This window comes from Tumebacillus lacus (genome assembly GCF_026410385.1).
In the GTDB taxonomy this organism is placed as follows: Bacteria; Bacillota; Bacilli; order Tumebacillales; family Tumebacillaceae; genus Tumebacillus; species Tumebacillus lacus.
Genome location: NZ_JAPMLT010000017.1, coordinates 53604 through 75285, shown reverse-complemented (window position 1 = coordinate 75285; position 21682 = coordinate 53604). Strand labels below are relative to the sequence as shown.

Here is a 21682-nt window from a genome sequence, read left to right as displayed (position 1 = left end):
ATACAGTGGCACATCATTCAGAGGCGTCCTTTTCCTTTTCTAGGATATGTACGGTGGTCATTATATCCGTCAATCTTTGGACAGGCAATAGCGTCAGCTTTTGGGCATTTAGCATCGGCCGCAACACATAACCCAGACTGCCTCTTTCTTTTTGAACGACTTCCCGTCAGGATGTGGTACTCTGAACATACACACCATCACCAAAAAGGAGCGTTTCCCCCTCATGACCACGCCACTCATCCGCCCGGCACTGGAAACTGATCTGCCCTTTATCCTCGATATCTACAACGAAGCCATCGCCCGCACCGTCGCCACGTTCGATACCGAACCGCGCACGATGGAGCGGCAACAACAGTGGTGGGCGGCACATCAATCGCCTCGTCATCCGGTCTTGGTGGCGGAGGTGGACGGGGCGGTCGTCGGCTGGGCGTCGCTGTCTCGCTGGTCGGACAAGGCCGCGTATGACGGTACCGCCGAGATCTCTTTCTACGTCTACGAGTCGCAGCGGGGCAAAGGGCTCGGCAAACTCCTGCTGCACGCCATCTTGAAAGCCGGACAAAAAGGCGGTCTGCACACCGTCCTCGCCCTGATCACCGCCGGGAACGAAGTTTCGCTCGCCTTGCACGAGCGGCTGGGCTTTGTCCACGTCGGGAAGATGCAGGAGGTCGGGATCAAATTTGACCAGTTGCTCGACGTACACCTGTTGCAAAAGATCTACTCCAAATAAGCACGGCACATAAGCACGGAAAATAAAAAAGCCCCCGCTTCCCGGCACAGAGCCGAAGAAACGGGGGTTTTTTTATCCATGCACACTTACGGTTGCGTCTGCTTGCAATGCGCTTCCACAGCGGCGACAAAATCCTGGAACAGATGCAGCATCTGCCCGTCTTTGCGCCACATGTTTTCCGGGTGCCACTGCACGGCGACGAGGTACGGGCCCGTGCCGGCCGGACGCTCCACCGCTTCGATCACGCCGTCGTCGGCGACGCCGGAGACGACGAGGCCCGGCGCGACTTCGCGGATCGCTTGGTGGTGGTAGGTGTTGACGCGGATGCGGTCCGCGCCGTCAAAGATGCGAGAGAGGATCGTGCCGGGCGTCACCGTGACGTGGTGTGCGCCAAACCAGCGCGGGGCTCTCTGATCGTGTTGCACCAGTTCGCCCTGATACTGGCTCGGCAGATCTTGATAGATCGTGCCGCCAAGCAGGATGTTGATGATCTGCGCGCCCCGGCAGATGCCGAACACCGGCTTGCCCTGACGTTGCATCTCATCGAAGAGGATCGACTCCAGAGTATCGCGCTCCGGCGACACGTTGCCGTTGGCCGGGTGCGGCTCTTCGCCGAACAGGATCGGGTCCATGTCCGGACCGCCGCTGAGCAGCAGACCGTCGAGACGGTGAGCCAGCGCGCGGATCTCCTCTTCCTCTTCCAGATAAGGAATGACGACAGGCGCCGCACCGGCTTTTGCCAGCCCGTTCGTGTAGCCTTCACCCGCAAAGACGCCGTCCACATCTCTCGAATAGGGGTGCAGATACCCCGTCACACCGATGATCGGTCTCATCGGACAGTCGCCTCCTTCCACGCCTTCTCTTGTCTTTATTTTATGAGGAGTACCTCCTCATTGGTGAGCCGTTTGCGCGAACTACTCCGCCCAAGCGTTGAGGTAGCGCTCTTGCTCTTCGGAGAGCTTGTCGATGCCGACGTTCCAGGTCTTCAGACGCAGGTTCGCGACGTACGAGTCGATCTCAGCCGGCACGGAGTACACGTGGTTCTCCAAAGACGCGCCTTGCTCCATCACGTGGCGCAGACCCAGCGCTTGCAGCGCGAAGGTCATGTCCATGACTTCCGCCGGGTGGCCGTCGCCCGCAGCGAGGTTGACGAGGCGACCGTCGCCGAGCAGGAAGACACGTCGGCCGTCGGTGTAGGTGAACTCTTCGATGTTTTTGCGCACGGTGCGCACATTGCCGTTCGACAGCTCGTGCAGAGCCGGTTTGGAGATCTCCACGTCGAAGTGACCGGCGTTGGAGAGGATCGCGCCGTCCTTGATGTTTGCCAGCGCTTCCTTGCCGATGACGTCCTTGTTGCCGGTGACGGTGACGAAGAAGTCGCCGTGTTTCGCCGCTTCGGCGATCGGCATCACTTCATGGCCGTCCATGATCGCTTCGACCGCCTTGATCGGGTCGATCTCGGTGACGATGACGCGAGCGCCGAGGCCCTTCGCGCGCATCGCGACACCCTTGCCGCACCAGCCGTAGCCGACGACGACAGCCGTCTTGCCGGACACGACGAGGTTGGTGGTGCGCATGATGCCGTCCCACACCGATTGGCCGGTGCCGTAGCGGTTGTCGAACAGGTATTTGCAAAACGCGTCGTTGACCGCGATCATCGGGAACGACAGCTTGCCTTCCGCGTCGAGCGACTTCAGGCGCAGGATGCCCGTGGTGGTCTCTTCGCAGCCGCCGATGATCTTTTTCAGTTGGTCAGCGCGCTTCGGATCGCTGTGCAACGTGGAGACGAGGTCGCCGCCGTCGTCGATGATCAGGTCCGGATCGAAGTCCAGCGCTTTGTTGATATGTTGATGGTACTCCGCTTCGGAGCAGCCGTGGATCGCGTAAGCCGTCACGCCGTTTTTGACCAGCGCTGCCACGACGTCGTCCTGCGTGGACAGCACGTTCGACGCGCAGACCGCGACTTCCGCACCGCCTGCTTGCACAGCCAGCGCGAGGTACGCGGTTTTCGCTTCCAAGTGCAGGCAGATGATGACGCGCTTGCCTTTGAACGGTTGGGTGCGCTCGAAATCAGCCTTGATCTCGTTGAGCAGCGGCATGTGTTGCGCCACCCAGTCGATTTTCAGTTGGCCTTCCGGAGCCAATTTGATGTCGGCAATGATCGAATCTTGAATTGCAGTGGACATGGAATCACCTCTACAAGAATTATTTACACAATAAAAGACGGACAAGTCTCAAGCACGTGTCCATTATACAATAGATTGTCACAAAAAGGCAGACCAACCCGCTGAATCTGCAAGGTTGGTCTGCAAAATGTCTATTTATTTGTTAACGCAGTCCGGCGCGATGCAAAATACGCGTGCCGACCTCATAGCCGGAGGAGAACGACAGCTCAGACAGCTGCCCGACACCTTGCACCCAGTCGCCTGCAAAGTAGGCGTTCTTGCAGGCGTGGAACTGCACCGGCATCAACTTCTGATCGTCCTCGACCTTGATCTCCTGCGCCGCAGCCCGCTCGGTGTACCGCTGGGCGGCCAATTGGTCTCTCCAGCCCGGCAGATGCTTGTCAAACAGCTTTTGAATCGACTCTTTGCGCATCTGCGCGTGCTCGCGGTCGCCGACCTCTTCGCTTTTCAGATAGGCGATCGCCTGGATCATCTGCCCACCCGGCGGCGTGCAGTTGGTGTACGCCGAGATGTCGGTCATGAACACGCGGGCTTCTTTGTCATAGATGTACGTATACGGCGTGTCGATTCGCTGCGTCAACCCGATATCGTACACGAGCACCGTGTTCGGGCGATAGAGCAGATACGGCGCAATCGACTCCTGCAGCCCCGTCTCGGCAAAGATCTTGCCGAGCTCCTTCGGCGGCACGGCGAACACAAACTCATCCGCCTCATACACCCCTTCACCAGTGCGCACCGCTCTCACGCGGCCCTCTTCAAACTCCACGCCTTCGATCTTCGCCTTGGTGACGATCTCCGAGCCGGACTCCTTGACCACGCGCTCCAGCTCTTTCACGAGGCTCTCCCAGCCGCCCGCGATGTAGGACACCGCTTTGTTGGTGGTGAACAGACGCTGATAATATTTGAAATACACCGTCGACGGGATGCGCTCCGGCTCTTGGGTGAAGAAGTTTGACGAAGCGAGCGTCAACATCAGCTCGATCACGTCTTCATGACGGCCCGATCTTTTCAGCCACTCGCCGATGGTCACACCTTCCTCACCGCGCTCCAGCCAGCATACCGTCTTGACGATGTCGAGCGCAAAGCGCGCCTTGAGCGAGCCCTTCGGCAAAACTTTGGTCTTGTACAGGCCTTCCAGCGTCGCCGGCATCTCCGTCATTTCGTCGCCCAGATCGTAGCGAGCTTTTTTCGGATCGAAATCCGCCCAGCCGATATCGAGGCCGAGCTCGCGTTCCAATTTGCGAATATAGGACGAATCCCGCGCATAGATCGCGTGCGCTCCAAAGTTGAAATCAAACCCTTTCAGCGGAATCGTCACCGCCCGCCCGCCGAGCTTCGGCGCTTTTTCCAGCAGGGTGACGTGCACCCCGCTCTTTGCCAATCTCGCCGCCACACTCAAACCGGCCAAGCCCCCGCCTACTACAACCGTCCGCTTTGTGAACATCCCATCGTCCTCCACTCACAAAAATTTATATACCGCGATACCGCGATTATTAATGAACTCAGTCCATCTCTTGTACTCAGTACATTATTATTGCAGGTCTACCTACTTTGTGTCCAGTCCTTTTTGCGGTAAAATAGTCGAGGGGAGCCAGAACCAGAGGAGGTACCGTGATGACCACACGCCGTGAACGCAAAAAACGCGAAACGCGGAGCAAGATCTTTCACACCGCGATGAAATTGTTTCAAGAGCGGGGCTTTGACACGACCACCATCGACATGATCGCCGAGATGGCCGACGTCGCCCGCGGCACCGTCTTTCTGCATTTTCCGTCCAAAGAGGCGATCCTCGCCCACTGGGGTCACGACCGGATCGAAGACATCGGGGAGCGGCGCGACGAGTGGGACCTCGAGGACCTGTCCTGCGAGCAAAAGATCATGATCATCTTCCGGATGTCGCTGGAGAAAAACCGCGAGTACTTCGACCTTGCCAAAGTATGGGTCAAATACACGCTTCTTAGCCAGCACGCCATCGTCCACGATCATACGCTCCGCAGCCTGTTCGCCGACATACTGGAAGCCGGCCAAGACCACGGCCAGTTGCACGCATCGATCGACCCGATCATCGCCGGCTCCATGCTGGAAAACATTTACTTGCACGCCGTCTACGATTGGGTGCTCGCCGAAGGGAACTGGCCGGTCGAAGAGATCTTGCAGACCAAAATCCACTACCTCTTCAACGGCCTCAACCACAACCGGTAGCCACAAAAAAGGAACTGTTTCTCTGTACACGCCCGCGCGTGCAGAGAAACAGTTCCTTTTTTAATGCGCGACGACCCGGTTGCGCCCGCCCCGCTTGGCCGCGTACAGACGCTCGTCCGCCACGCCGACCAGCGTTTGCGCAGGCGTCAATTCGCTCTGTGTCGCCACCCCGGCCGAGACGGTCACCGTCAGGCGCACCTCCGTGCCGTGCAGACCCGTGTCGTCGCAAGGCTCCACGCAGATCTCCGCCCCATCGACCGCTCGGCGAATGCGCTCGGTGATCTCCACCGCCGTCTGCTTGCCCAGGTGCGGGAAGATCACCAAAAACTCCTCGCCGCCATACCGCCCGACCATATCGCTCGACCGCACCTGCCGCCTGATCCGGGCCGCCACCTCGCGCAGCACCGCATCGCCGATCTCATGTCCGTAAGTGTCGTTGACCCGCTTGAAAAAATCGATGTCGATCATCGCCACCGACAGCTCGCCGCCCGCCCGTATCGCCTCCGCCGTGCGGGCCTGCAAAAAGTGATCCAACGCCCGCCGATTGCTCAGGTCGGTCAAAAAATCCCGCTCCGCCACCGTACGCCAGTTGTCTCGCATCTGCGACTCCTTCGCCAGCGCCCGATAGAGAAATCCAAGGCCGACCGCAGCCGTCACATTGACCGTAAACAAGGCCAGTCCGTATTCGGTCAAAAATTTCCGCGTCGGGATCACGCCGATAAACGCCAGCACCAACACCGTCATGGCAGAGCCCAGCACGATCAACACCCCAACAGACACCGTCCGCGGGAACCGGCGCAGGATCAACCGTTCGATCAGCACCAGGGTCACCGTCGTGACGATCACATTGATCGAGCCGGACACAGCCGCCGCATTGACCCCGAACAAAAACCGCTCCAGCGCGATCAACCCCGCCGTCGCCAACGGCACATAAATCGGCAGGTTGCCGTTGAACGCGACCAGCAGGAACAGCGGCGCCATCCGCGTGTCCAAGATCGCGCCGTTCTCCATCGGATAGGAGAACATCATCGCGATCAATCCGACCAGCGCTTGTCCGACGATCATATAGAGGTGCTGGTAAGCAGGCGGGCGATCGGTCAGATAGCGGACGTAGAGATAATATTGAAAGTACACAAACGCGATCATCACTGACGCATTTGAGATCAAGGTCCCTGCAAATGTACCGGTCAACATGTCTTCCGCCCCCTTCCTACCCTCTCGCCGCTTGCTCCGACTTGCGCACCAACCGATTGCGGCGGTGCTCCAACTCGCGCAGTTCATGCTCCACCGCCAGCGAGCGCAACACCATCCGTCGCTCCTGTACCAAGGTGATCGTCTGCTCCGTCAAAGTCAAGGCGCTTCCGATGTCGCGCACCCGATGCTCATAGTACTTCGCCAACTCGATGCGCGGCGCAGTCTGCCACATCCCCGGCTCCGTCAGCAGTTCCTCCCAAAGCAACGCCGCTTTTTCATACTGTCCGAGCCGCTTGTGCAGTAACGACAGCTTCCACAGCGCCTCTCGCGCATAGTCGCCCGCCTCATCGATCTCCGAGACCCGCACGAGGCACGCCTCGGCAAACTCCCGCTGCGTCCACTCGTCATACCACCGCGACAGGCCAAACAGCTCCTCCGGATGTTCCGCCCGCACGAGCGGCTGTGCGACCAGCCCGCCGATGTGCGCCGACAGCGTCGTCAAGGTCAGGATGTCGTGAACGTTGTGCGTAAAAATACCTGCGAGCCTTCTTGCATCACCGTCCGTCTGATAAGCAAAATACAGCTCCGGCGCCATCTTCCCCGGCGTGTCATCGACGCGGGAAAAACCGAGCACCTCTGTCTCCAGTGTGATCAGTTTGGTGTTGCCGAGCACCTTTTTATACAAACGTCGCGCAGGCGGCAGCAGATCGAGATGCTGCGTCGGTTGCAACTCCAGCCGCTGCATCGTAAAGCGGGTCTCGAGCAACTTCCAGTCAAATCCCTTTCCGTTAAACGACACCGCCGCCCGGAACCGTTCGAGCAATTGCGAGATCGCCCACAGCATCGCCCGCTCTTCCCCGTACTGGCGCAGGAAATATTGCCGGACGACAAACTCGTCCTCTTCAAAATATCCGATCCCAAACAAAAAAATAAAACTCCCGGCTCCAGTCCCAAGTCCGGTCGTCTCCGTATCAAAAAAGCAGATCTCCGCCCAGTCGAGCGTCGCCGTCTCCTTGGCCTTGCACACTTTGTGCAACAGTTCCGGCTCCAGATGACGCGTCCGCGCCAACGGATAGTGCCCGTGCGACGTCAGCGCGTCAAACCGCACCTCGCGCAGATAGCAGCGGCCGTAGGGCGTCTCTTCCTCCCAGCCGGGCAACGCCGCTTCGAGCGCCGTCTCCGGCAGTTCCGACCGCGTCTCCACCTCGTCGATCAGCTCATCGAGCGTGGCGGCCACCTCGTCTTCACGGATGATCTCCTTTTTGTATCCTTTTAGACGGTCACGCAAGCTGCGCATGCGCTCCCTCCTCTCATCCGAGGAAGCGATTTCGACAAGGCTACCTCGTTTCCTCTTCGCAGTTTCTCCCAGCGGTTTCGAGCGTCAAAAAATCAAGCCCGTACTGCCGATACGTCCCCTTTTCAATCGTCGCCGCATCCGGCAGCGACTCCACCTGCGCCGTAAACTCCCGGCGCACCCGCTCCATGTCCAGCCCTTGATAATCGGCCGGCAGATTCGCGAGGATCTCATAGCAATACCCGTACAGTTTGCGCACGCCGTTGAGCAGCCCCTGTTCGATCTTAAACTGCGCCGTCGCCACCTGCACCATCGCTTTGTAATACGACTTGAGCGGCTCCTCCGACTCCGCCTTCCACGCCAGCTCAAACAACTCGTGGCATTCATAGAAATCCCGCTCTTCATTAAACAGCCGGACAAACTCCCTCGTCTGCCCGTTCATCCCGTTCCTCATAAAAGGACCCTCCCCCAGCCGATACTACTGGCAAAACGAGGAGGTGCCACGCTCCCATGCCCATCCGTATCGTCCATGAATTTTTGCAGGAGACAGAAGACGGCTACCTGCTCACCCTCTATCTCTCGCGCGGCTCGCAGGTCGAATTTGCTGATGAGCCGGGCGGGATCGGCGTGTTGCCGGCCCCGACAGACGACCACGAGATCGTCGCGTACGTCCGCCGCCGTCACCCGAAGCGGCCGATCTCCAAACTTCGCCTCGTCACCGGCGATGCCAAGATCCTGATCCTGCCTTACATGACCGTTCTCGCCGAAGCACACTCCAGAAAATAGTATCATAAAAAAAGAGGCTGTGCTCCCCTGTTGCGAGCCGCCTCTCTGTCGCATTTTCTTTTCCAATCATGACGCCCGATGCAGCGCCGACACCGCTTCCTGACGGCAGACGAACGCTTTGCCGCCGATCCAATAGGTTTGCAGCCCTTCGTTTCGCAGCAGATCGCTCAGATACCGGTAGCTTACCCCGTGCTCGCGAGCCAGCTCCACAATGCGAATCATCGAGTCGGCCGCCACCCCTTTGAGTCGTGCGTAGAACGATTTCAATACAACTTCGTGCGTCATCTTCCATCCCTCCGTCAGTTGTGGTGTATGTTCTACAGTATGTCCCGTTCTAGCAGAATTAGAACACCATTCTGCTAGAAAAAGAGAAAAATTTTTTGACCATTTAGACACTTCCTCCATATACATAGAAAAGAGAGAAAGCTGCCACCGGGGAGGGATTGGGCCGTGTCGTTCCGAAAGATGCGTCACCTCGTGTACATCGTGCTCTATTCGCTGTTCTGGTGCGCGCTGGCCGTGATCGCCTTTCGTGCGCTGTTCGGCGGGGACATGATGCAGCTCAGAAGCGGACCGTTTTTTTTCATCACCGGGCTGTTCTACCTGATCTGTGCCTGCGTCCGCGCCCTAAGCGGACACAACGCCGCCCCGGTGCCCGCACCCCGCGATCCGGTCGTCGCTTCCTTTGGCGTCGCCGGTCTGCTCCTGATCGCGTACGCCAACTTTGTCTGAGCCGATCCAAAAAGAAAGAGGCCGGCACATATCGTGCCGACCTCTTTCTTTGCCTTGCGCCTCTACGATTAGTAGGTGCCGCCGCCGTATGCCGGAACCAGCAGGATGAACAGGACGAAGATGATCAGGAACACCACCGCCCATTGCGTGTAACCACCGAATACACCGTACATGCGTGTCGTCCTCCTTTCGTCTTCACATGCTGTATCTTATGGAAAAGAGGACGAGAAAGGGACGGCGCATGTCCGGTGTCAAACGCCTGTTTTACTCATGAGCCACGGAAGCCAAAAATCGGCGCGTCGTCGCCTTTCCGTGCTCCCCGACGATCTCGATAGGTCCCACGCACGACGGACACCCGTGCTCGCACTCGCACCCGTCCAGCATGTCGAGCGCCGTCCGGTAGGCCGTGCGCCGGATCTGCCAAAACTTATCGGCAAGTCCGATCCCGCCCGGATAGGCGTCATAGAGAAACACCGTCGGCGCTTTCGTATGCGCGGCCCGCACCTGCGGCTGCACATGCAGGTCACCCGGCGCACACATCAGAAACAGCGGGGCCACCCCTTTGAGCAGATGGGCCACCCCGACGAGTCCGCTCTCGACCTGCTCCTTGCTCAGTTCCTTCGTCAGCCCTTCCTCAAAGGCGAGCCAGTACGACATCGTGTGCAGTTCCGCTTCCGGCAGATGGATCTTGCCCCAGCCGAGATTTTCATGCGTGTCAAACTTGATCTTCTTGTAGATCGTCGGCAGCGCGTTGACCGCCACCTCGCCAAACCCATGCCGGACACACTCCGCCTCTTCCTCGCGAAACTCATCCAGCACCGTCAGTTGCACCGCCAGCTCCGCATCGGTGTAGTAGTCGCTGTCCACCTTGCGTACAAACGCCTTGCCGTACTCCAGGTCGAGCTTTTCCACCTGAAACTGCACGCCTTCGTGGATGTAGATCGCCTTTTCATGCAACGTCGTCAGCGCCGAGAAGCGGTCCGTCTCCCCGATGACGCGGTTTTGCTCCGTCATGTCGATGATCAGCACGTTCTCCTGCGCCGCCGACCGCAACGAAATGTTGTGGCTCGGCAGCGAGTCTTGCATCCAATAATACCGCTCATCGCTCGCCCGGTTCAGCACCCGCTCCTCGACCAGATAGTCGAGAATCTCCTCCGTCGTCGCCACGCCAAACTGCTCACTCGCTTCAAACGGGAGCTCATAGGCGGCGCATTTCAGATGATCGACGAGGATGATCAGATTTTCCGGATGCACCCACGCATGCTCCGGCGACCCTTCAAAGAAATATTCCGGGTGTTGGATAATATACTGATCCAGTGGCGCGGACGACGCCACCAGCACCGTCACGCTCTTCCCGTGCCGCCGTCCGGCCCGTCCCGCCTGCTGCCAGACAGACGCGATCGAGCCTGGATACCCGGTGATCACGCACGCCTCCAGCGAGCCGATGTCGATGCCGAGCTCCAGCGCATTGGTCGACACCACGCCTTTGACCGAACCGTCGCGCAGCCCCCGCTCGATCTCGCGCCGCTCATTCGGCAGATAACCGCCTCGATACCCGCGCACCGCTTTATGCGGGATGATCCCCGCTGTCGACTCCTTCAAATAAGTCAGCATCACCTCGACCTGCGTTCTCGCCTTCGTAAATACGATGGTCTGAATGTCGTTGGTCACCAACTGAGTCGCGATCCGCCGCGCTTCGAGCAGCGAGGAGCGGCGGATGCCGAGCTGCTTGTTCACCACCGGCGGGTTGTAAAAAAGAAAATGCTTCTCCCCGCGCGGCGCGCCCGATTTGTCGATCAGCTCAAAATCCTCGCCAAACAGCTCCACCGCCAGTTCGCGCGGATTGGCAATCGTCGCCGAACAGCAGATAAACTGCGGATTGGAGCCGTAAAATTTGCACACGCGCTTGAGACGGCGGATCACATTGGCCACATGCGAGCCAAACACGCCGCGATACATATGAATTTCGTCGATGACGACATATTTGAGATTTTCAAACAGCTTGACCCACTTCGTATGGTGGGGCAGGATGCCGGAGTGCAACATATCCGGGTTGGTCACCACGATGTGCCCGGCCTGCCGGATCGCTTGTCTGGCGGTGACCGGCGTGTCGCCGTCGTACGTAAACGTCTTGATGTCAGACTCCAGATGCTCCACCATCCGGTGCAGTTCCTTCATCTGATCCTGTGCCAGCGCCTTGGTCGGGAACAGGTACAAAGCCCGCGCCGTGCTGTCGTTCAGCATCGTGTCGAGCACAGGCAGGTTGTAGCACAGCGTCTTGCCGGACGCCGTCGGCGTCACGACCACGCTGTGTCTGCCGGAGCGGACCGTGTCAAACGACTCTGCTTGGTGCGAATACAGTTGACGGATGCCCTTTTTTCTCAAGCTATCTTGCAGACGCTCATCCAGCGTGGCAGGGAAATCGGCGTACACCGCTTCCTGCCCTGGGTAGACGCGCCAATGTGTGACATTTTGCAAAAATGAATCAGTGCGCTTCCATTCATCGAGCAACAGATCGAGATTCATACTCTCCCCCTCTTCTCATGGGAACGAACGTTCTCTCCAAACTCTTTTTATTCGTGACCGGAAGATCAGAATCCTTGTCTGTCACGCAGGTAATTTCCGGGATCTCTTTCCTATTAAACAAATCCTGTCAGGTTGCAAGTAGCAATGACTCATAAAAAAGAGATTGTCGTAATAGATAATTACAGATATCATACAACATGTACATTCATGCAATGGCAAAGAACGGTATGATTCATCGATAAACTACAGAGACAGAGGATGGATCTCTCCATGAACCAGAAATTCCGGTACGCAATGAAATATATAGTGCCAGCGCTCCTCATCTTATTGACGACCTACACGCTGGTTCAGATCGCCGTCAGTTCCTTGCAAGAGGAAAACGAACACAAACTGCGCACCCTCAACACGCAATTAACTGAGCGGATCAAAAACAGCCCGTCCCTGCTCAACGCCCTGTCTTCCGGTGACCGCGACGCAGCCGAACAGCTCGTGCAACCGATCCTCGACGAAGTCACGCTCGCATACTTGGACGGGTGGGACAGCCTCGGCGGGTCGGTCTATTTCCCCGAAACAGGGATCGTGGTCGCCATTTCACCGCGCGATGACGCACCGCTCGACCTGACCCGCCCGACCCCGATGACGCAGGGAGCACAGACCGCCTACGAGACGGGCATGCCCCTTTACTACAAGTCGTCGCCCGACATTCGCAGCACGCCTGTCTACGTATACTCGCTGCCGTTGCAGATCGGGGAGCGGCAGGTGCTGATCTCGATCACCCAATCGATCCATTCGCTTTCCCAGCAGATCCGATCCATCTGGCTGACCGGCGGGATCGTCTGCCTGCTGTCTCTGCTCGTGATCACCGTGCTCGCCATGAACGAATGGCGTCGCAACCAACGGCTGGACGGCGAGTTGAACCGCCTGATGAGTTGGCTGCACAAATACGACGCCGGCGAACAAGACCTGACGACCGATCCAAACGAGTTCACCTTGCTCAAAGAACTGCCGGATGCGTTCGCCAAGACGATCAACATGGTCCAGTACACGCGCCGTCGTAAACGCGAAGTGCTCAACCAACTGCCGTTTGGCATCATCACGCTCGATGCGAATCGAATGGTTCGCTACATGAACCCGTATTTCCAAAAACTCAGCGGGTTTGATCCCGAAGAGATGCAAGGTTGGACCCATCAAGAGTGGCACGCTCACTACCGGTTGATGGACGGCGGCACCATCAGCGACCTCTTTGCTTTCAACCGCTCGATGGAAAACGTCCTCGGCACGCTGATCAATAAAAAAGGTCAGGAGATCCCGATCTCGATCACCATTCGCCCGTTAAGCGGCGAAGACGGAGAATCACTCGGCTACCTCTGCATGATTCACGACCTGTCCGACGAACTGGAACTGGATCGATTGACACAAAAAACGCACTACATCTTCAACTCCATCCCCCTGTGCATGATCCTCGTCAACCGCGACCGGCAGATCAAATACGTCAACCCCGCCGTCTGCCGCCTGTTTGGCAAATCGGAACACGATCTGATCGAAAAGACGCTCGACCAAACGTGGGGGTACGAACTGATCGGCGACGGCCCGAGCCTCTGGCAACACATCGAGCGCGCGATGGCGACCGGCATCCGCTCGCACCTGCCAGCGGCGAAATGCCTGCTCGACGAGCGGGAGTATGACTTTGAATTTGACCTGTTCCCGATGCTCAACCCGTACACCGGCGAAGCGGACGGCTGCATGCTCTTGATCAAAGACAACACCGTCTACCGCGAGTGGGAAGAGCTCTCCCAGCGCGTCGATGCGCATTCGCACTACGTCCAGATGGCGGCGACCATCGCCCATGAAGTGCGCAACCCGATGACCTCCGTGCGCGGCTTCCTGCAGCTCTTGGCCGGACAGATCACCGGCGAGACCCAGCAGATGTACCTCGAAGTCATGCAGACCGAGATCGACCGGATGAACTCGATCCTCAGCGAATACCTGAGCATGGCCCGCGCCCCGCAGATGAAATGGGAGCGGATCTCCCTGTCCGATCTCGTCAGCGAGACGTTCATGCTGCTCGAAGGCGAGGCCAACTACCGCGGCATCCACCTCGAACTGATCAACACGCCCGGCTGCGAAGTGCACGGCCTCAGCCGCGAGCTGAAACAGGTGCTGATCAACCTCGTACGCAACGCGTTCGACGCCATCGACAACAGCAGCGACGGCCGCGTCCGAATCTCGCTGCGAGCCGAAGCGCACGAATACCGGATCGACGTCGCCGACAACGGCTGCGGCATCACGCAGGAGCAGCTGGCGAAGATCTTCGACCCCTTCTTCACCACCAAAGCGATGGGCACCGGCCTCGGCCTCCCCGTCTGCAAAAAGATCGTCGAATCCCACGGCGGCTCTCTTACTTGCGAGAGTACGGCGGGCGAAGGCACGACGTTTACGGTGCGGCTGCCGGAGCCGTGTGAGGGCGGGGAAGAGGAATCATAGGACCCATACCGTATTCCGCGCAAAAACGCCAGTCGTCCCTGACTGGCGTTTTTCACGTCCGCCCCGAAAAAAAAGCCAGCCTCCTCATCGAAGACTAGCCTCCATTTTTTGACCGATACCACCTGTCCTCCACCGGCACTCCGATGTCAGCAAACACAGACGGCAGGCTGATGTTGTCTCGCGTAATCACGCAAAAATGCAAATGCGGGGAAAACGTATAGCCTGTCACCCCGGAATAGCCGATCACCTGCCCTTGCCTGACCCGCTGACCGACACGCACACAATGGATGGACAGATGCGCATATAACGTATAACTCCCGTTCCGATGCCGGATGCGCACCTGATCGCCGTACCCGTCCGCCCCGGTATACCCGGTCAGACTCACAACCCCGTCTGCCGCAGCCACCACCGGCGAGCCGACCGGCATTTCAAAATCGAACGCGTGGTACGTGTGCTCATCGCGGTGCGTGTCGCCGTACCGACCTTTGATGCACAGATACGAGATCCCGGCCGGCCACGGCGCTTTCATCCCCGGCGGTCCGTGATGCTCGGGAACGGCCGCCGCAAACACGAGCCAAAACAAGATCAGGAACAGCACCGACGCGCTGTTCCCGAACCTGCTTTTCCTTACATCCAGACCCACATCGTGCGCCGAACGAGACGCCCATACGGATTCGGACCAAAGCCGCCGCCGCGGAATGCCCCGCCTGCGCCAAACGCCGCACCTCCGGGGCCCGATGCTGCGATGCCAAAGCCTTGCGTCCCAAACGGAGTGGACACACCGCCGCCCACGCCAAAGCCGAGCCCTTGCGATGCCCCGACGCCAAATGCGCCGCCGCCCGGTGCGCCCGGTGCGACGCCCGGAGTCTGCGCACCGCCGATGCCGATCCCGGAACCGCCGGGACCCGTCGCGGAAAAGCCCAACGCTGCCGAGGTGCCAAACGGTCCGGTCTGACCAAATCCGCCTGCGATCCCAGGGCCTTGGGTCGCGCCCACACCAAAGGAACTGCCGCCCGCACCCGGTGCGAAGACCAGTTGCCCTTTGACGCGTACCGCCTGTTTCGTTTTCTTCTTGTTGTGTTTTACACGTTTCGCCACTGACTGAACACTCCTCGATCTCCTTCTAGATTTCCCCCCTTAGTTGCATTGAATTTGGGTGGTCGTAACCGGATAGCAAACCGGGACCAGCAGGAAGAAGAGCACGAAGATGATCAGAAAGACCACTGCCCACTGGGTGTAATAACCGAACGCTGCCATTATCAAGTCACTCCTTGTCGGTGAGATACGATACCATATGTCGATTCCGCAACGACCGCAAGAGGTACTCACCCATTGTCAACAAAAAAAGGGCCCCTCTCAGGGACCCTCACTCCACCTTTTCATCCGTCTCTCTGGACAGCCCTTCGACGATCAGCTCCAACTCCGTCTCAAAGTTCAGCAAGAGCGGACCTGGCAGTTGCTCCGAAAACGCCTCGATCTCCGGAAGTGCCAGCGCTTCCTCCAGTGACTTCGGCTGTTTTTCCAGCGCGTCCACCCACACTTTCACCTCGTCGATAAACGCGTAAAACGACCGTTCAAACCGGTCGGCCGCATCGCCCGCTTCGTCCATGTCGTGCGTCGAACCCATCCGGTTCCAGTTTTGCACCATCTCCGCAAACGCTTCCTGCATCTCTCACACCCTCCTCTCTGCCAGTCGATCCGGCATCAACCGCAGCAACGCCATCAGGCCGACTCCAACCATCGACACGATACCAAAGAACAGGTACGTCGTATAGATCCCGTACAGATCCAGCACGATGCCGCCGGCCAACGTGCCCGCCATCGAGCCGAGCCCGTTGCCGACCGCCGAATAGATGCCCATCGCCGTCACCTGTACTTCTTCCGGAGCGATCTCGCGCACATACTGTGCGGCGGCGGGCAGATACAGCCCCACCGACACGCCTTGCACCAGCAGCAACGCCCAGATCAGTTCCATCGACGGATCGACCCCGTACCAGATCCAGCGCAGGGCCGAGATCAACGCTGTAAAGACGAGGATCGTCACCAGTCCGAACCGATTGATGAACCGCTGGGCCACGCGCATCACCGGCGCTTCACTGCCCGCCGCGATCAGAAACGACAGCCCGACCCCGGCCACGCTGCCGCCGATGCTCGTGTACAAGATCCCGTAAAAACTGTTGTTGGCCTGGATCACGCCAAACACGATAAAAGTCGCAAAACAAAACAGCAAAAACTTCGGCAGCCGGACCAATGTCCGAAGCCCCGAGCGCAGATCGACTTTGACTGTGCTCACCGACGCTTTGGGCAGGCCGCGCACCAGCAGCACGCAGACCGCAAACGACAGGCCGTAGATCCAAAAGATCACCTGCAGCCCGGCCTTTTCCGCGATCAGTCCCGCGATCCAAGACGCGACCGCAAACCCGATCGCCCCCCACAGACGCAGCGAGCCGTAGTCTCCGCCGTGGCTCTGCACATGCCCGAGCGCCATCGAATCGACGATGGGAATGCCCGATGACTCAAACATTGCCATCCCGAGAAACAGCGCGAGAAACAGCGCAAACGATCCGGCAAACGGATAGATCACCGAGATCCCGCCTGCCAAGAGCAGCGTCAGGACCAGGATCAGCCGCTCCGCTTTGAAGCGATCACAGATCATCCCCCAGATCGGCTGAAACACGACCATCACCAGCATGCCGAGCGTGATGATCAACGAAAACTCCTTCCCGGAAAGCCCCTGCTCCGTCAGAAACAGCGGCAACATCGGGTAGACCGCCCCGAGCGCCATGAAGAAGAAAAAATAAAAACCGCCGAGCGCGCGCCCACGGTTTCCGGCGGACGGAACCGCGCGGTCGATGTGTTCCAAAATCAACAACACCCTTTCTGTGTTATAATGATGGATGAAGTTTTGGGAAAGGGGTGTGCCTATGCCCGAACATGCACACGATCACAATCACGATCAGGCCAAAGAGAGATTCTTTGATCGCATAAAAGAACAAGGCTTTAAACTGACCGGCAAACGCCAAAACATCGTCGAGATCTTGCTGGCGGAAGATCGATACATCTCAGCCAAAGAGCTGCTGGAACGGATGAAAGAATATTATCCGCGCATCTCCTTTGACACCGTCTACCGCAACTTGCACCTGCTCAAAGAAGAGCGGCTCATCGAAGAGTCTGTCTTTGGCGACGGCGGCAGCAAGTTCCGCATCACCTGCGATACGCACGACCACCATCACCATTATATCTGTACCCGCTGCGGAAAAACAGAACTGGTCGAAGGCTGCCCGATGGACGATCTCGGCCTGACAGTGCCGAAGGGCTTTCACGTGGAGACGCATCGCTTCGAGATCTTCGGTGCCTGCTCCGACTGCTCTTAATCGTCTTTCGCAGCCTCGCGGATGCGATCCATCACGATATCAGCGAACCGGGGATCAGGCCCGAGCGCACGCGCCTCGCGCAGCCGAACCCCCGGATGATTCGCCATCGCCGCCGTCATCGCCCGCCGCACCTTGCGCACGAGATATCCCTCTGCTAAAAAATAAGGCAGGACAACGATCTCCGTCGCCCCCCTCTCCACACAAGCCGCCAAAGCCTCCGGGATGCTAGGCTCCGTATAATCGAGATACCCGACCTCGACCACATCCAGCCCCGACCGCTCCTGCATCCGGCCCGCCAAAGCCCACACCTCCCGCTCCGCCCCCGGCACGACACTCCCATGCGCGATCACGAGCAAAGCTCGCATAGCCTCCTGCATCCGCTCAGCCTCCTGCCTGTCCTCACTCCTGCTCAACTCCTTGCTTGCTGCACTTCATCGCCAGACTATCAATTCCCTTAATCTTACCCCTTTTTCCCCCGATCGTCGACCCAGCCGTTTTTCACGGCCAGCAGAGCTGCCTGCGTCCGATCTTCCCTCTCCCTCAGTTGAGGTCTGTCCGGACTCCGACGTCAACTCTAGAAACTTTTGCACCACAGGGGGCTGCCGCTGTTTCAAAATTTCTATACTTCTACAATGAAATAGAGCCTGACAGATCCCTAATCGGCTCTTCCACTTATCCGATGACTCGCTTATCAGTCGTAAATTTATCAACAGGATGTCTCTGCTGTCTTACATATAGGTTCCCTTTTGAGGCGGCACCTGCACCTTTTTCTCTCTACGCTTTGCCAGATAAAAAATAGTTGAAACGATGCCACTCAAAATAATCAACTTCACAAACCAATCATGCGAGATATACACAAGCAAAAACGAGAACGTAATCAGTACACCTGTGCTCCTCGATCTGGCCCAGAATTTTTTGTCGCTGATAAACAAGTACCCCAGCAGCAGAAACAGAATAGTCCCTATCATGTTGAAAATGACTCCTGTCTTTTCCCCCCATGATGGCAGACTGCCTGTATACATCATAGTCAAAAACAATGAAAGTACTGCCACAACGGAAAGAAACGTAACGCCAATTGGCGTCATGATCTTTCCTATTACGACCAGGTAAACAGGGTTCTTTTCCAACGTGTCGTGCAACTCAGGAATATTTCCTTGATACTGCACTCTTAATTCTGGAACCTCCTCCTGAATGATCCCCAAGCATCTCTCCAAGAGGTCTATGTCACGATATCTGATATAGAAACTGATCTGTTCGTACAAATAAGGCGATAAATACGGATAAGACTTCCCGACCAGTTTAAACAGTTCATTTTCAGACTCAGAATTCTTGCTACGCAGATGTATCAACATTCTCGTCTCAAGTTCACCGTACACTTCCAATGTTTTGTCCAATCGAGATACAGTTTGATCCCTATGGGCCGTGATGCTTGTCTTAATCTCACGAAACCACCAAGTCACTACCCACAACCCTATCACAACCGCGATAAAAACACTCGGATCTCCGATGAGATCCAGTAACGGCTTCCCAATTGCACTCCAAGGCATCGACTCATCCTACCTTTCAGAAAATAAGACCTCCGCATCCCTGCAGAGGTCTCCCATGCTATCCCTTGCTTGCTAGCTCTCACCCGTTCTCTGATCACACGATGGTCATCCTCAGTCAGCCGTCCCTTTTTGGGATCGAAATCCCAATGGTCAACTTCCATCGCTTTTCGAATCAGAGGAATCGTGTCCGGTTCTTGTTCAAAAAACACGGCTTGTTTTTTCTTTACGTCTGCTCCATATTTCACGTTGTCTATCACGTTGGTCACGATCTCAACCCCCTCATACATCAATTCCGGATGTTCAAAATCGCCACGATAACAAATAACATTAGGTAATTCAAATATACCTCTTTGGCTCTTCAAGTTCAAACCGATCCGATAATCTTCAACAAATGATTCCTTTAGATTCAAAATAGGGTTCTGTAAAAACTCCGGATCTCGCAAACCTACACAATCCACATATCCAATCTCATAGAACCACTCATACAAGTCCTCCGCATTACGTGGATTCAGACCTTCGGAGCTCCAGATTCGATACTGTAACACGTGTCCAAATTCATGCTGTAAAGAGTTCGCACACCTTTTCCCCACATCAAGCTGTTGGAGGTTAAATAATAGCTGATTATGAAAAGCAGCCGAGATCTTGCCCTTCCTATGTAGATCCTGTGCGATCTCATGATACGTATTCCATTCATCCTGAATTCGAACTTGCGTATTGTCTGCACACAGCAAGATCCACTCTTCCCCTCTTGGTCCAAGGCGCATCAAAGCCACGGCTTCACTCTCCGAGCGTCGCCGGAAGCGAAACAACTGATTGAAAACCTCTACCTCGTCCAAATTCGCCCCTCTCTCCATCGCGATCTTAACTCCATTTCGCACCTCATACTTCGCCCGCACTACCTCTGGGACCCATACCACTGTCTCTTTGTCGATGATGTTCCACAAAATCGCGTCCGTTTCCCGCAGATTACTGAACTTCTCCCGTTCAAATTCCAGATCTACAAGACTGTTTGTGTCGAGCTCGACTTCCTCAATTTTCTCATCCCAGTATCGCTCTGCCCTCAGTTTTAACGTCATGTGCTAGAACCCCTGTTTCGTAGTGATCCTGTCTAGCACTAGAATAAACAACCAAAGCAACGTGTAACAACATTAAAGAACTGAAAGAAAAAGCCCCCCACCTCCAGTTAATACCGGACATACGGATCCTTTCCCGATCCTATATCACCTCTCCACTACCCAAGCAAATAACCAACCATCCCCGGCACTCTCTCTCGGAAATCAACATACCGGTGGCGCCCGTTCACCATCACGACAAACTTTGAATCCCCGACTTTACTTTGCACAATGTCATACACAGATCGGATCGACGCCAGTACCTCCTCATTGACCTCTTCTTCCTCGCCTGCTTCATTCGTTCCGCAGTCCAGATAGCATCTCTCCACATGAGAGAGATCGCTCACCTTGAGCAGGCGCTCGATCTCCTCCTGATTGCGATAGAAACCGGAAGAGATACCCGCGATCCGTTTGAACACACCCGGATAACGAGCAGCCGCATAGACCGCCATCAATCCACCCAGCGAAGCTCCGGCCATATAAGTTTCTTGCTCCAAAGTCCGATACTTGCTGTCAATAAAAGGCTTGAGCTCCTTCACAACAAAGTCCGCATACGCCTCCCCTTTACCGCCTACCGTACTCGGCTGGCCCAATATCTTGACCCCATACTCCCCCGTCACCCACGGGCAGTACTCGTGTTTTCGTTCTTCCTCATCAGCATGGCGGTCAATCGCAACCACGATCACGTTCCTGTCTGTTTCGTCCAGATGCGCTTCCAAACCCAACGAAACACCACCAAAAGCCTCTCCGTCATCAAAAACGTTCTGCCCGTCGTGCATATACAAAACCGGGTACCTCTCACCCGACTGCTCATATCCTTTCGGCACATACACGCGAATCATTCGCTCTTGCTGAAACTCTTTCATCTCCATCAGAAACTTCTCAACCACGCCCATCTTCCTCCTTTTAGATGAGCCTCAAAAACGGCTCCGACACTCTTCCCTGCTATTCCCCCACGTACACCAAGCCGACTGCCCCGTCCTCCCGATAGTCCGGCACCTCTGCGACTTTTCGCAACCCTTGTCTCTCCCAAAAAGCTGCCGTGGCCACCGACTCTGGCGCGATCCCGTACACGTTTCGCAAAGCCGAGCCTCTGCCCGCAAAATACGCCTCCATATCCCGCTTGGCTGCCTCAAACAGTCGGCTCCCTATGCCCTTCTGTCGAAAAAGCAGCTCCGTGCGGACCCCCGTCACCTGTGCCAGACCGTGCCGAACTCCCTCGCGCACACCCCACGTCAGGATGCCGGCAAAAGAGCCGTTCCTTTCTGCGATCAGTGCCCGGTCGACCATGAGATGCAGAGCCGCGTACTTCTGTGCTTCCTCCAAATCGGGACTGTAGTGCTGGATGTACTCTCGGATCAACACCTGACGATCTCGGTCGTCTGCGATTCGAATGGTCAGTTGCATCAGGGTCAGCCTCCGTTCCATTTTTATGAAATGAGTATACCCCGCTTTCACAGACGTGAAAAGAAAAAGAGACTGCCGGAGATCCGACAGCCTCTTTCTTAAGATTTATAC

23 protein-coding genes are annotated in these 21682 nt (G+C 56.8%); 6 read left to right on the top strand and 17 right to left on the bottom strand.

Translation table 11 applies throughout. The features are described from left to right. The first annotated feature begins 223 nt into the window (after nt 1–223). A complete protein-coding gene (locus OS242_RS20330; RefSeq protein WP_267153510.1) occupies nt 224–727 on the top strand; it encodes a GNAT family N-acetyltransferase in 504 nt (167 codons plus the stop codon). An 86-nt stretch (nt 728–813) separates the two neighbouring features. Here the strand turns inward: OS242_RS20330 and OS242_RS20325 are convergent, their stop codons facing one another. From OS242_RS20325 to OS242_RS20315, 3 genes are all read right to left on the bottom strand, one after another. Further along, complete coding sequence (locus OS242_RS20325; RefSeq protein ID WP_267153509.1) at nt 814–1560, bottom strand: gamma-glutamyl-gamma-aminobutyrate hydrolase family protein; 747 nt, start codon at nt 1558–1560, stop codon at nt 814–816. Between the two features lie 81 nt (nt 1561–1641). Next, the gene (locus OS242_RS20320; protein WP_267153508.1) at nt 1642–2913 is read right to left on the bottom strand and encodes an adenosylhomocysteinase; all 1272 of its coding nucleotides are present in this window, start codon (nt 2911–2913) and stop codon (nt 1642–1644) included. Between the two features lie 142 nt (nt 2914–3055). Continuing rightward, nucleotides 3056–4357 (bottom strand): phytoene desaturase family protein, encoded by a 1302-nt coding sequence (locus OS242_RS20315; RefSeq protein ID WP_267153507.1) that lies wholly within the window; start codon nt 4355–4357, stop codon nt 3056–3058. 170 nt (nt 4358–4527) lie between these two features. On the opposite strand from OS242_RS20315, the gene OS242_RS20310 reads away from it, so the two are divergent. After that, on the top strand, nt 4528–5115 hold the full coding sequence (locus tag OS242_RS20310; RefSeq protein WP_267153506.1) for a TetR/AcrR family transcriptional regulator: 588 nt from the start codon (nt 4528–4530) through the stop codon (nt 5113–5115). 60 nt (nt 5116–5175) lie between these two features. Here the strand turns inward: OS242_RS20310 and OS242_RS20305 are convergent, their stop codons facing one another. Genes OS242_RS20305 through OS242_RS20295 form a run of 3 tightly spaced genes read right to left on the bottom strand, consistent with a single transcriptional unit; the run spans nt 5176 to nt 8057 of the window. Next, the gene (locus tag OS242_RS20305; RefSeq protein WP_267153505.1) at nt 5176–6309 is read right to left on the bottom strand and encodes a GGDEF domain-containing protein; all 1134 of its coding nucleotides are present in this window, start codon (nt 6307–6309) and stop codon (nt 5176–5178) included. Nucleotides 6310–6325: 16 nt separating this feature from the next. Beyond that, nucleotides 6326–7606 carry a ribonuclease H-like domain-containing protein gene (locus tag OS242_RS20300; protein WP_267153504.1) on the bottom strand — a complete coding sequence of 427 codons (1281 nt, stop codon included), beginning with the start codon at nt 7604–7606 and terminating at the stop codon, nt 6326–6328. Nucleotides 7607–7646: 40 nt separating this feature from the next. Next, nucleotides 7647–8057: a DUF309 domain-containing protein gene (locus OS242_RS20295; protein WP_267153503.1), complete on the bottom strand. Its 411-nt coding sequence runs from the start codon at nt 8055–8057 to the stop codon at nt 7647–7649. A gap of 56 nt (nt 8058–8113) precedes the next feature. Here OS242_RS20295 and OS242_RS20290 point away from each other — a divergent pair, with 56 nt between their 5' ends. Further along, the gene (locus OS242_RS20290) at nt 8114–8389 is read left to right on the top strand and encodes a hypothetical protein (RefSeq protein WP_267153502.1); all 276 of its coding nucleotides are present in this window, start codon (nt 8114–8116) and stop codon (nt 8387–8389) included. A 66-nt stretch (nt 8390–8455) separates the two neighbouring features. Here the strand turns inward: OS242_RS20290 and OS242_RS20285 are convergent, their stop codons facing one another. Further along, a complete protein-coding gene (locus OS242_RS20285; protein WP_267153501.1) occupies nt 8456–8674 on the bottom strand; it encodes a hypothetical protein in 219 nt (72 codons plus the stop codon). A gap of 165 nt (nt 8675–8839) precedes the next feature. Between OS242_RS20285 and OS242_RS20280 the strand changes: the two genes are divergently transcribed. Beyond that, the gene (locus tag OS242_RS20280; RefSeq protein ID WP_267153500.1) at nt 8840–9121 is read left to right on the top strand and encodes a hypothetical protein; all 282 of its coding nucleotides are present in this window, start codon (nt 8840–8842) and stop codon (nt 9119–9121) included. A gap of 264 nt (nt 9122–9385) precedes the next feature. Here the strand turns inward: OS242_RS20280 and OS242_RS20275 are convergent, their stop codons facing one another. Further along, the gene (locus OS242_RS20275) at nt 9386–11647 is read right to left on the bottom strand and encodes a DEAD/DEAH box helicase (RefSeq protein ID WP_267153499.1); all 2262 of its coding nucleotides are present in this window, start codon (nt 11645–11647) and stop codon (nt 9386–9388) included. A 270-nt stretch (nt 11648–11917) separates the two neighbouring features. On the opposite strand from OS242_RS20275, the gene OS242_RS20270 reads away from it, so the two are divergent. Beyond that, a complete protein-coding gene (locus OS242_RS20270) occupies nt 11918–14131 on the top strand; it encodes an ATP-binding protein (protein ID WP_267153498.1) in 2214 nt (737 codons plus the stop codon). A 94-nt stretch (nt 14132–14225) separates the two neighbouring features. Here the strand turns inward: OS242_RS20270 and OS242_RS20265 are convergent, their stop codons facing one another. From OS242_RS20265 to OS242_RS20250, 4 genes are all read right to left on the bottom strand, one after another. Beyond that, a complete protein-coding gene (locus OS242_RS20265; protein WP_267153497.1) occupies nt 14226–14729 on the bottom strand; it encodes a M23 family metallopeptidase in 504 nt (167 codons plus the stop codon). A 29-nt stretch (nt 14730–14758) separates the two neighbouring features. Then, nucleotides 14759–15229, bottom strand: coding sequence for a hypothetical protein (locus OS242_RS20260; RefSeq protein WP_267153496.1), 471 nt, complete (start codon nt 15227–15229; stop codon nt 14759–14761). 268 nt (nt 15230–15497) lie between these two features. Further along, on the bottom strand, nt 15498–15800 hold the full coding sequence (locus OS242_RS20255; RefSeq protein WP_267153495.1) for a hypothetical protein: 303 nt from the start codon (nt 15798–15800) through the stop codon (nt 15498–15500). Nucleotides 15801–15803: 3 nt separating this feature from the next. After that, nucleotides 15804–16994, bottom strand: a complete 1191-nt coding sequence (locus OS242_RS20250; RefSeq protein ID WP_267153494.1) for an MFS transporter — start codon at nt 16992–16994, stop codon at nt 15804–15806. 61 nt (nt 16995–17055) lie between these two features. Between OS242_RS20250 and OS242_RS20245 the strand changes: the two genes are divergently transcribed. Then, nucleotides 17056–17505 carry a Fur family transcriptional regulator gene (locus OS242_RS20245; protein ID WP_267153493.1) on the top strand — a complete coding sequence of 150 codons (450 nt, stop codon included), beginning with the start codon at nt 17056–17058 and terminating at the stop codon, nt 17503–17505. Here the strand turns inward: OS242_RS20245 and OS242_RS20240 are convergent. From OS242_RS20240 to OS242_RS20220, 5 genes are all read right to left on the bottom strand, one after another. Then, nucleotides 17502–17882, bottom strand: a complete 381-nt coding sequence (locus OS242_RS20240; RefSeq protein WP_267153492.1) for a sirohydrochlorin chelatase — start codon at nt 17880–17882, stop codon at nt 17502–17504. The genes OS242_RS20245 and OS242_RS20240 overlap by 4 nt on opposite strands. 351 nt (nt 17883–18233) lie before the next feature. Next, the gene (locus tag OS242_RS20235; protein ID WP_267153491.1) at nt 18234–18965 is read right to left on the bottom strand and encodes a hypothetical protein; all 732 of its coding nucleotides are present in this window, start codon (nt 18963–18965) and stop codon (nt 18234–18236) included. Nucleotides 18966–18979: 14 nt separating this feature from the next. Beyond that, nucleotides 18980–20128 (bottom strand): hypothetical protein, encoded by a 1149-nt coding sequence (locus OS242_RS20230; protein ID WP_267153490.1) that lies wholly within the window; start codon nt 20126–20128, stop codon nt 18980–18982. A 155-nt stretch (nt 20129–20283) separates the two neighbouring features. Further along, complete coding sequence (locus OS242_RS20225; protein WP_407702138.1) at nt 20284–21054, bottom strand: alpha/beta hydrolase; 771 nt, start codon at nt 21052–21054, stop codon at nt 20284–20286. Between the two features lie 55 nt (nt 21055–21109). After that, entirely contained in the window at nt 21110–21571 is a 462-nt protein-coding gene (locus tag OS242_RS20220) for a GNAT family N-acetyltransferase (protein ID WP_267153488.1), read from the bottom strand. Nucleotides 21572–21682: the final 111 nt, after the last annotated feature.

What these genes read in the sequence shown, in the direction of transcription:
- OS242_RS20320 (WP_267153508.1), bottom strand. Translation starts at nt 2,913, where the DNA reads ATGTCCACTGCAATTCAAGATTCGATCATTGCCGACATCAAATTGGCT.
- OS242_RS20255 (WP_267153495.1), bottom strand. Translation starts at nt 15,800, where the DNA reads ATGCAGGAAGCGTTTGCGGAGATGGTGCAAAACTGGAACCGGATGGGT.
- OS242_RS20290 (WP_267153502.1), top strand. Translation starts at nt 8,114, where the DNA reads ATGCCCATCCGTATCGTCCATGAATTTTTGCAGGAGACAGAAGACGGC.
- OS242_RS20275 (WP_267153499.1), bottom strand. Translation starts at nt 11,647, where the DNA reads ATGAATCTCGATCTGTTGCTCGATGAATGGAAGCGCACTGATTCATTT.
- OS242_RS20330 (WP_267153510.1), top strand. Translation starts at nt 224, where the DNA reads ATGACCACGCCACTCATCCGCCCGGCACTGGAAACTGATCTGCCCTTT.
- OS242_RS20300 (WP_267153504.1), bottom strand. Translation starts at nt 7,606, where the DNA reads ATGCGCAGCTTGCGTGACCGTCTAAAAGGATACAAAAAGGAGATCATC.
- OS242_RS20220 (WP_267153488.1), bottom strand. Translation starts at nt 21,571, where the DNA reads ATGCAACTGACCATTCGAATCGCAGACGACCGAGATCGTCAGGTGTTG.
- OS242_RS20310 (WP_267153506.1), top strand. Translation starts at nt 4,528, where the DNA reads ATGACCACACGCCGTGAACGCAAAAAACGCGAAACGCGGAGCAAGATC.
- OS242_RS20305 (WP_267153505.1), bottom strand. Translation starts at nt 6,309, where the DNA reads ATGTTGACCGGTACATTTGCAGGGACCTTGATCTCAAATGCGTCAGTG.
- OS242_RS20240 (WP_267153492.1), bottom strand. Translation starts at nt 17,882, where the DNA reads ATGCAGGAGGCTATGCGAGCTTTGCTCGTGATCGCGCATGGGAGTGTC.
- OS242_RS20285 (WP_267153501.1), bottom strand. Translation starts at nt 8,674, where the DNA reads ATGACGCACGAAGTTGTATTGAAATCGTTCTACGCACGACTCAAAGGG.
- OS242_RS20325 (WP_267153509.1), bottom strand. Translation starts at nt 1,560, where the DNA reads ATGAGACCGATCATCGGTGTGACGGGGTATCTGCACCCCTATTCGAGA.
- OS242_RS20230 (WP_267153490.1), bottom strand. Translation starts at nt 20,128, where the DNA reads ATGACGTTAAAACTGAGGGCAGAGCGATACTGGGATGAGAAAATTGAG.
- OS242_RS20295 (WP_267153503.1), bottom strand. Translation starts at nt 8,057, where the DNA reads ATGAGGAACGGGATGAACGGGCAGACGAGGGAGTTTGTCCGGCTGTTT.
- OS242_RS20270 (WP_267153498.1), top strand. Translation starts at nt 11,918, where the DNA reads ATGAACCAGAAATTCCGGTACGCAATGAAATATATAGTGCCAGCGCTC.
- OS242_RS20245 (WP_267153493.1), top strand. Translation starts at nt 17,056, where the DNA reads ATGCCCGAACATGCACACGATCACAATCACGATCAGGCCAAAGAGAGA.
- OS242_RS20315 (WP_267153507.1), bottom strand. Translation starts at nt 4,357, where the DNA reads ATGTTCACAAAGCGGACGGTTGTAGTAGGCGGGGGCTTGGCCGGTTTG.